The following is a 2,644-nucleotide window of genomic DNA, read 5'->3' as shown; positions in this document are numbered from 1 at the left end:
GGGGTGGTGGCCCCCGGGGTGTCGGGGGTACGGGAGGCGGTGGTCCCGGCGGTGTCGAGGTCGCTCATCCGTGCCTCCCCGCAGCCGGCCCGGGCGCCGTCGCCGTCGCCGTGCGGTGGGACCGTAGCGCCGCCGTGTAGCCGCGTTCGATCGGGTGGTCGCCCGGTTCGCCGGCCTCCGCGCCCAGTGCCGTCAGCTCCGTCGTCGTACCGCGGAACGCGACCCGCCCCGATTCCAGCAAGGTGACCTCCGAGCAGGCCGCGGCGACGTCCTCCACGAGATGCGTGGAGACGATGACCGTGGAAGCGGTGCCCACTTCGCGGAGCAGTGCTCTGAATTCGACGCGCTGCTCCGGATCGAGACCGGCGGTCGGTTCGTCGAGCAGCAGCAACTCCGGCTCGTTCACGATCGCCTGCGCGATCCCGACCCGTCGCACCATCCCGCCGGAGAGCGTTTTCACCTTGGTGTCGATACGGTCCGCCAGCCCCACCCGTTCCACCGCGTACTCCACCGCCGCGGGCACCCCTGCCGCCGGCATCTCCTTGAGCCACGCCACGTACGAGACGAACTCGCGGACCGTGAACCCCGGGTAGTAGCCGAACTCCTGCGGCAGATAGCCGAGCCGCCGCCGTACCGCCGAGCGGTCGTCGTGGCGGGAGACATCGCGGCCGAGCAGTTCGACCCGCCCCGCGGCCGGCGCGGCGACCGTCGCCAGCACCCGGATCAGGGAGGTCTTGCCCGCGCCGTTCGGGCCGAGCAGGCCGTGCACGCCGGTGCCGAAGCCGAGATCGACCGTGTCGAGCGCGACCGTACGCCGGTGCCTGACGGTCAGCCCGCGTACGTCCGCTCCTGTCCCCACCGCCTTCCCCGCTCCCTCCGCGTCCGCGACCTCCGTGTCCCTCGCAGTCATGCGCTCTCCCCTTGGCCCATGGCCGTCCCGCCCACTGTCGTTCTTGTCCTTCCCCGCCCGCCCACGCGCCTCATATGCGTCCCGGAGTGCCGAAGTCCGGGTGGTCGAACGACCGCCGCCGCAGCACCAGCAGCCCCGCGCACACCGCCGCGCCCACGCCCCAGCCGCCCTGCGCTGCCGCGCCGTCGAGGAACCGGGCGAGATACGCGGACAGTTCGGCCACCGGCAGCGGCGAGATCCCGACGGAATCCCCCTGTCGGGCCGCCCCCAGTACGGGTACGGCGAGCGCCCCCGCCCACGCCGCCGCGACCGCGCCGGCCGCCGTACGGCACCCCACGTACGAACCGAGCACCAGCGCCGCCAGCGTCAGCGCCAGCCCCGGCAGCAGCCACGCCGCCGCGCCCGGCACCTCCGCCGAGGCGGGCAGCACCGCCCCGGTCAGGGTGAGCAGGGGCAGGCTCACCGCCAGTACGGCGGCGGTACGGGTCAGCAGCAGCCGCAGCCCGCCGCCCGGGCTTGACGCGCCGATCTCGTACATCGGGTCGACGTGCTGCCCGTACGACACCGCCACCCCGGCGAGCGGCAGTACCGGCGCCAGCGCGAGCAGCAGCGGGCGCGCCCCGGCGAACCCGGCGCCGTACGCCAGCCCGACCGCCCCCGCGGCCACCAGCACCAGGGCCACCAGCCAGGAACCGCGCAGCGCGGGCCCGGCCGCCCAGAGGACACGGGCCACGAGCCCGGTCCGCGGGGCGCCCATGTGCGGTGCGGGCCGCGCCGCTGCCCTCCCCACGTGCGGTGCTGAGGGCCGCGCCGCTGCCGTCAGCACCGCCGCTCTGACCTCGGCGAGTACGGGGCCCGCGGCGCCCCTCCGTACCGCCGCGGACACCCGTACCGCGCAGGCGCCGCACGACTCGACGTGCTTCTCCAGCGACCAGGCGTCGGGCTCGGGCGCGGAGCCGGCCGCGTAGGCGGCGGCCAGCGCGTCGTCCACATGCCAGGCGCGCGTCGCGGGTGCGGTGTCCTTGGACGGCTTTCCGGCGGTGTTCATGCCGTACCTCCCATCGGGGCGATCCGGTCCAGCGCGGCCCGCAGCTCCTTGCGGGCCCGGGCCGCGCGGGACTTGACGGTGCCCTCGGGTATGCCGAGGAGCCGTGCGGTCTCACGGGTGGTGAGGCCGTCGACGACGGTGGCGCGCAGAACCTCGCGGAGTTCGGGGGAGATCCGGTCGAGCGCCGCGCCGACGTCGCCGTACTCCAGCCCGGCCAGCACGCGCTCCTCGGCGGACGGCGCGACGGCGCCGGGCTCGTGCCCGGCCTCCGCCCGGTCGGCCCGCTCGGCCCGCGCCCGCGAGCGCTCCGCGTCCACCAGCCGCCGCGCGGCGATCACCCAGAGCCAGCCGCCGGCCTCGCCACCGCGATGGCTCGCGGCGGAGCGCCACACGGTGACGAAGGTGTCCTGGAGGACTTCCCGTACGGTCTCGGGGTCCCCGCACCGCCGCGCCAGCCGCGCGATCAGCCACCCGGCGTGCCGGTCGTACAGCACCCCCAACGCCTCGGAATCCCCCGCGCCGACGGCCCGCAACAGGACCGCGTCATCCGGCTCACCCCCCATGGGGCGAAAAAGTCTCACACCCCTCTATCGCACCCACCACGACGAACGGTTCACGCGGCCCGAGCCGATACCGGACGAACAAGCGCCACAGCGACCCGGCGCCCCGCCCGCCCCCCAGCCGCC

The 2,644-nt window shown here is 75.5% G+C and carries 3 protein-coding genes; all 3 read right to left on the bottom strand.

Translation table 11 applies throughout. From position 1 onward, the window contains the following. Window positions 1-64 precede the first annotated feature (64 nt). Window positions 65-910: an ABC transporter ATP-binding protein gene (locus WH07_RS33860; RefSeq protein ID WP_079023784.1), complete on the bottom strand. Its 846-nt coding sequence runs from the start codon at window positions 908-910 to the stop codon at window positions 65-67. A 70-nt stretch (window positions 911-980) separates the two neighbouring features. Further along, the gene (locus tag WH07_RS33855) at window positions 981-1,958 is read right to left on the bottom strand and encodes a hypothetical protein (protein ID WP_046508662.1); all 978 of its coding nucleotides are present in this window, start codon (window positions 1,956-1,958) and stop codon (window positions 981-983) included. Beyond that, complete coding sequence (locus WH07_RS33850; RefSeq protein ID WP_046508660.1) at window positions 1,955-2,521, bottom strand: RNA polymerase sigma factor; 567 nt, start codon at window positions 2,519-2,521, stop codon at window positions 1,955-1,957. The genes WH07_RS33855 and WH07_RS33850 overlap by 4 nt, the downstream gene beginning before the upstream one ends. Window positions 2,522-2,644 lie beyond the last annotated feature (123 nt).

It is taken from the genome of Streptomyces odonnellii, from assembly GCF_000981895.1.
GTDB lineage: Bacteria > Actinomycetota > Actinomycetes > Streptomycetales > Streptomycetaceae > Streptomyces > Streptomyces odonnellii.
This window is presented reverse-complemented; position numbering and strand designations above follow the sequence as displayed.